This window comes from Nonomuraea lactucae, from assembly GCF_003313395.1.
GTDB lineage: Bacteria > Actinomycetota > Actinomycetes > Streptosporangiales > Streptosporangiaceae > Nonomuraea > Nonomuraea lactucae.
In genome coordinates this window covers 1-6,214 of the sequence record NZ_QNFZ01000851.1, presented here as the reverse complement: position 1 = coordinate 6,214, position 6,214 = coordinate 1, and the positions used below count along the sequence as shown (strand labels likewise).

Below are 6,214 nucleotides of genomic sequence, written 5' to 3'. Positions count from 1 at the left end.
GTGCCGGGCGCGGTCCGGCCCCTGGCGGCGCCGACGAGCACGGTGTCGAGGGCCCGAGCCAGCGCCCGCCCCCGGCCCAGGGGCTCACCCTGGCCGAGCACGGTCGTCACCGCCTCAAGCAGCTCGCCCCGCCCGGGGGCGGGCAACCCACGCAACCGCGCCAGGTCGCAGGCGAGCCGCAACGTCTCGACCGCCTCTCCGGTGCCCGCCGTGTGCCCGGCGGCACGGAGCTCGCGGCACAGATCGGTGATCGCGCGAGCAGCGCCATCCCGGACCCGCCCCGGGTCACCGCCCGCCACGAACACGGCCTGCTGCCAGCGCGGGTCGCGGATGCCCGCCGGGTAACCGGACCGCGAGTCGAGCAGGTCGAAGGCGTACGGCACGAGCGAGGTCACCGCATCCCGCCCGGCAGCCGTACTCGCATCGCCCGCCGGAGGCCGCTCGGGAGCTCTGGCGGCGGTGCGGGCCGCGGACTCCGCGAGCTCCGCGAGCTCGCCCGCGGCGGCGCGGGCCGTGGGTTCTGCGGTGTCGATACTGATCAGCGCGGGAGCGTGGAAGGCCCCGACGACCGCCACGACCTGTCCGCCGCCCGCAACGGCCTCCACGAGCACCCGGCGCATGTGGGCCTCACGGGCCAGATCCCTGGCGGGTACGCCGCCGGCGGCCTCGGCATCGCGGCGCAGCGCCCAGCCGACGCCGAGGGCCGCACGGCGCACCGCTTCCGGCTCGCAGCCCGGCGCGAGAACCTCCACGGCCCGATCCCACATGTCGTCCCCCTCGCGGCCAGTGCCCGAGGAGGCCAGGGCTGCGGCGAAGGACGTACGCGGCACGGCGCCCGGCGCCGCAGGAGGGGCCTGCGCCGTAGCCGTCTCTCGCGCCGTAGCGGGTGTCGTGGCTGTGCCGGTGGCGGCCTGTGCCGGCTCGGGGGTGTGCCAGGCGGCCTCGGTGAGCGGGAGGTCGCAGCAGCGCACCTCCACCCCGCGTTCCCGGGCCCAGCGGATGGCCACCAGCTCCGGGGAGAAGTCGGCGAACGGGTAGAAGGCCGGCCCCCCATCCCGGCCCGCCCCCGCCAGGGCGACCGGCGCGACGGTCGCGGGGTCGGCCAGGTACGGCAGCCAGGGCTGGAAGTCCGCCGGCAGCTCGACACAGACCACGTCCGCGCCGACGGTGTCCAGCAGCGCGGGCAGGGCCACGGCCAGTGCGGGGCTGTGGTGCCGCACTCCCAGCAGGTACGGCCGGACGGAGGCGGCGAGCACGGCAACGGCGTCCCGCGGATCAGCCTCTCGGGGCACGAGCTCCTTGGGCACGGCAGCGTCCCGAGAGGTGGCAGGCGGAGGCGGCGACGCGGCGGGCGCGGCGGCCCGGGAAGCGGCGGGGCCGGGAGTGTTGTCGGGGGCGGTCAACGAAGGGTCTCCCGTAGGTCCCAGAGCCTGCGCCACATCGCGGAGCCGTCTTCGGCGCGGCGCCGCACGGGGCCGTCCCAGTAGCCGAGCAGGCGCCCGTGGTCCGCGGGATCGTCCTTGCGGACCACCCCGAGCAGGTGTCCCGGCACCAGGTCGAGGACGTCGCCGCTCGGCAGGTACGCGGCGGCGACGCCAAGGGAGGCGGCCACCTGCACGGCCTCGGCGGTGGACATCACGGTGCCCGGCCGCTCGACGTCCCAGCCCTCGTCCGAACGGCCGGAGCGCAGGTCGCGGAAGACGGTGACCAGTGCCTCGAGAACGGCGTCGTCCACGGCGAAGCCGGCTCCCGCCCGCTGGACGACAGCAGTGGCCTGCCGGCGCACGAGGGACGTCTCCGCGTCGGCGTCCGCGATGGGATCGACGGTCTCGAAGTTGAAGCGCCGCTTCAGCGCCGCGGACATCTCCGAGACGCCGCGGTCGCGCAGGTTGGCCGTGGCGATCACGGTGAACCCAGGTGCGGCGGCCACCTGGGCGTCGGCGGTGCCGGCGAGCTCGGGCACGCTGAGCCGCCGGTCGGACAGGATCGACACCAGGGCGTCCTGCACCTCCGGGAGGCAGCGGGTGATCTCCTCGACGCGGGCGACCCGGCCGGTTCGCATGGCCGTGAGCACCGGGGAGTCGACCAGCGCGTGGTGGCTGGGGCCCTGGGCGAGCAGCAGGGCGTAGTTCCAGCCGTAGCGGAAGGCGTCCTCGGTCGTGCCCGCCGTGCCCTGTACGGTGAGCGCGCTGGTCCCGCACACGGCGGCGGCCAGCAGCTCCGAGAGCATCGACTTGGCGGTGCCCGGCTCGCCGACCAGCAGCAGGCCGCGCTCCCCCGCCAGGGTCACCACGCACCGCTCGACCAGCGCGCGCTCGCCGACGAACTTGGGGGTGATCTTCAGGCGGGGGGGGATCCCCTCCTCACGGGTGCCCGGGGTCTCGCGGTCGCTCGACTCGCCCGAGCCTTCGCCGTGACCCCGCCCGCCTGAGGCTTCACCGTGGCCCCGCCCGCCTGAGGCTTCACCGTTGCCCGAGCCGCCCGGCGCGGCGAGACCAGGGCGGCGGTTCTTCGGGAGCTCCAGGGTCTCGTCGCCACTGCCGCAGATGAAGGTCACCACCGCGCGCGGCGTCAGCGCCCAGCCCGGCGGGCGCGGGCCGTCGTCGTGGGCGGCGAGGAAGGCCAGCTCGGTGGAGTAGCGCTCCTCGGCCGGGAACACCTGCCGCGTGGCGGGTGCCGTCGCCTGGTCGTCCGGCCGCGTCATGTCTTCTAGCAGAGTCATGGGGGAAGTCCTCGTGTCGGATGGTGGAGGCCGGGCTCAGCGGCGCCGCGAGCGCTTGATCTTGAGCTCCTCGAACCGGGGCGCGTCGCCGTCGCGGACGCGCTGCCAGGCCCTGGTGTAGAGGTCGGCGGCCGGTTCGTGGGGCAGGACGGGCAGGTGGTAGGGGCCGTTCAGGTCGAACAGGGGCAGCTTCCACTGCTCCAACGGGGTCTTCGGCGCCTTGAGCTCGGCCCAGCCGCCGGGCAGGAACAGCGAACGACCGGCCCGTTGCCGGGTGGCCTCCACGACGAGGGCGGTGGCGGCCAGCTCGGCGCGGGCCTCCTTGAACCGGGCGGGCCTCCAGCCCGTCCACCGGGCCACGTGCCGGTCGGTGGGGTCGGGCATGGCCAGCAGCATCAGATAGAGGGTGGCGGCGTCCTCCCCCAGGCCGTACTCCTTGGCCGCCTCGGCGACCAGCTCGGGCACCGACCGGGAGGGGTCCTGCGGCCACCATGACCCGTCGGCGTCCCGCTCGCCCGCGGCCGGATCGCCCGGGTCGGCGAGAAGCGCCTCGAACCGCGAGGCGCAGGCGGTGCGCCGCGCCGTCTCCACCGGGAACGCCCTCTCCACCCCGAGCAGCGCGAGCAGGTAGGGGTCGTCGCCGCCGGGGCCGAGCAGGGCCGTGCGGATGCCCGGGGCGGGCCGGTCGTCGTAGGTGGGCATGATGACCGCGCCGTACCTCTCGTAGCCCTCGCCGACCTCGGTCGGCGCCCCAGCCGCCTTGCGGAACGCGGGCAGGTCGACGTACCGCCCTAGGTCCAGCATCAGCTCCGGGCCGGCCAGCCGCTCACGGATCGCCGCCAGAGCGTCCGGCAGCGCGGCGCGCAGCGGGTCTCCGGCCGGAAGCTGATGGGCGAGCCAGCCCGCCATGTCGACGGTCGCCGTGAGGGTGTCGCCGGTGAAGCCGGTGGCGTCCGCGTCCACGGGGCGGACCCGGTCGCCCCGGACCGTCCAGGCGAGGTCGCGCGTCAGCTCCGGCGCGGCAGCCGGGTCGATGAGCATGCGCAGCGTCCCCACGGTGTCGCGCACGGTCCGCACCGCGCGGTTCGCCTCGCCGAGGAGCCATTCGGGGATCGCCGCCTGGCGTCCCACACCGGTGATCCACGCTTCGGCCGCCCGCGCGACGTCCGGGCCGTCCGTCCAGAGACGGGCCGGCTCGTCGGGCAGCAGCGCCGCCGTGACCGCCCGCCGCACGGCCGCGTCGACGTCGCGCAACTGGTCCCTGGCGACGGCGGCGTCGGCCACCTTCACCCCGAGCACGGCGCGCGCCTCCTTCGTGAGGAAACTCCGGTCGCGGGTGTCCACGGACGGCATGCCGGCCACCACCAGCCGGGCGATCGTCTGGGAGACGCCGGTGAGCCTGGCGAACTCGTCCGCGGCCTCGGGCCGCCACGGCGCGGGACCCCGCTCGGCCAGCTCCGCGAGGAAGGCCCGGGTCCAGCCCGCGCGCCTGGCATCGCCCACCGGGGCCGAGGACTGGACGGTGTAGGGGCCGGGCACGTCGAACCGGCCGGCGGGGTCGTGGAAGAGCGCCGTGAACACGCCGCCGGAGTCGTCGCGGGACTCGACGTTCACGAACGCCAGGAGGGCGCCGTCTCCCAGTGGCAGCACTCCGAGCCACGTGCCGGCGCGCCAGTCGCCACCGGCCGTGATCAGGTGGGAGCGGTCGAGGTGCAGCGTCAGCCGCCGCCACCGGGAGGGAGCGTCCTCGGTCAGGCCGAGCTCGTGGAGCTCACCGAGCAGCTCGCGGAGCGCGTCGAGCTGTACGGGGTCGGCGGGTGCCGCCGCGGACCGGTACGCAAGGGCGGCGGGGTGGTCGAGCACGAGATCCCAGCGCAGGTACGAGTACGGCAGCTCAGGCAGGCCCAGATGGACCCGGTCCGCGGGCGGGACAGACCCGCCCTCCCCCGCGCCGGGCGACGCGGCTCCGGCCTTCTCCGGCGGGGTCGCGGGCGACGTCGGCTCGGTGGCGGTCGACGCGTGGCGGACCGTACGGATCTGCCGGAAGGCGCCGTCCAGGTCGCGGCGCATCCACGAGTACGTGACGAGGCTCCCCAGCCCGTTCAGAGCCTGGGCCAGCAGCTCGTCGGCTGGCCCGGTGGGCTCCTCCTCCCTGTGCCCGCCCGCGAGCGCCTCGGTCAACCGGACCGCGACCTCGCGCAGCGCGCCCTGCTGGGTGGCGGCGAACCGCACGACCCCCGCGATGCCCGCCACCAGCGCGTCGTGGCTGACCTCGGGAAGGAGCGCGCGGATCCGCTCGGACAGGTCGCGCTCCTCCGCCTCGCCCGCATCCAGGAGCGCCGCCGCGGTGTCGCGGTCGATCCGGCGCAGTGCCGCCGAGCCCTGTGGGTCTCTCGGCTGGAGGCAGTGCCAGTAGCGCACCGGCGGCAGGATGAGCGTGCCCGCGGCGAAGTCGCCGGGAGCGGCGTCGGTCCTGGCCACGGCCGTGACGACACCGTCGGGGTCGGCCAGGCCGACCCGATAGCTCCCCGGCTTCAGGACGGCCCTGGGGCGGTCGTCGCCGGGGAACGTCAGAGCGCGCATCGGAGCCTCGGAGTCGGGACCCAGGGTGACGGCACGGCCGGAGAGGTCCTCGCCGCGCGTCGAGCCGTCAGCCAGCCGTATCACCCGCCAGCCCAGCAGCCCGCCCACCGGGACGGCGGCGGGCGAGGCCTCGTCGGACGGGGCGGGGAGCAGCCATCCCGACTTGAACTCGGCGCCCGCGGGAGCGGTGCGGAGCGCGTCGGCGAGGAAGCCGGGCATGCCCTTCCTGCCGTCCCGGCCGCTGACCGGGTCGAACTCGTACCACCCGGCGCTGCCGTCGTCGGAGCCGTCCCACGTCCACACCCAGTGGGACGTGCCGTCGGTGATCACCGGCCGCTCGTCGGGCACGGCGGTGTCTCCCGCGTGGAGCACCCCGTATCCCGTCGTCCGCCCGCCGCCGGGCAGCGGCAGGGTGACCGGGTCGAGGCCGCGGTAGTAGTCCATCTGCGTGCCGCGCGTCCGAGAGTCGCCGTCCAGCGCCTGGAGCCGGTCGGGGTCGGTGTGCCAGTATCCGCGCAGCTCGCGATCGCGGGCGCGAGACCGCCAGTAGACGAGCAGCTCGCCGTCCACGTAGTGGAATCCGGCGTCGCCCCAGCTGTCACCGCGGGGGACGCGCAGGTCGTGGGTGAGCACGGCGCCCTCGGCGCCGAGCACCCGCACCTGCGTGGGTCCGGCGACGATGAGGTGCGGCCAGGCGTCGGCGACGACCAGGTCGTCCACGTCCTTCTTCGGGACCAGGGTCGCGGCCGCGTCGTCCCAGGCGGGCCAGCCCAGCTCGTCGAAGAGCCCGGCGCGCAGAGCGCGGGCGAGCACCTCGGCGACGTCGGCGCCGGCCGCCTGCCGCACCTCCTCCTCGGCCAGCACCAGCGCCTCGCCCGGCAGCCAGGCCAGCCGCCGCATGGCGTCGGG

3 protein-coding genes are annotated in these 6,214 nt (G+C 75.8%); all 3 read right to left on the bottom strand.

Going from position 1 to position 6,214, the window contains the following annotated elements:
* A partial coding sequence (locus DQW85_RS47125; protein ID WP_240197503.1) for a DUF5682 family protein occupies nt 1-1,307 on the bottom strand: 1,307 nt, incomplete at its 3' end.
* A 92-nt stretch (nt 1,308-1,399) separates the two neighbouring features.
* On the bottom strand, nt 1,400-2,722 hold the full coding sequence (locus DQW85_RS29540; protein ID WP_240197502.1) for an ATP-binding protein: 1,323 nt from the start codon (nt 2,720-2,722) through the stop codon (nt 1,400-1,402).
* A 36-nt stretch (nt 2,723-2,758) separates the two neighbouring features.
* Nucleotides 2,759-6,214: DNA-binding protein (locus DQW85_RS29530; RefSeq protein ID WP_113703119.1), on the bottom strand; the 3,456-nt coding region annotated here is incomplete at its 5' end.

Bases quoted from the DNA above. Each gene is read 5' to 3' on its own strand.
- DQW85_RS29540 (WP_240197502.1), bottom strand. From the start codon at position 2,722: ATGACTCTGCTAGAAGACATGACGCGGCCGGACGACCAGGCGACGGCA.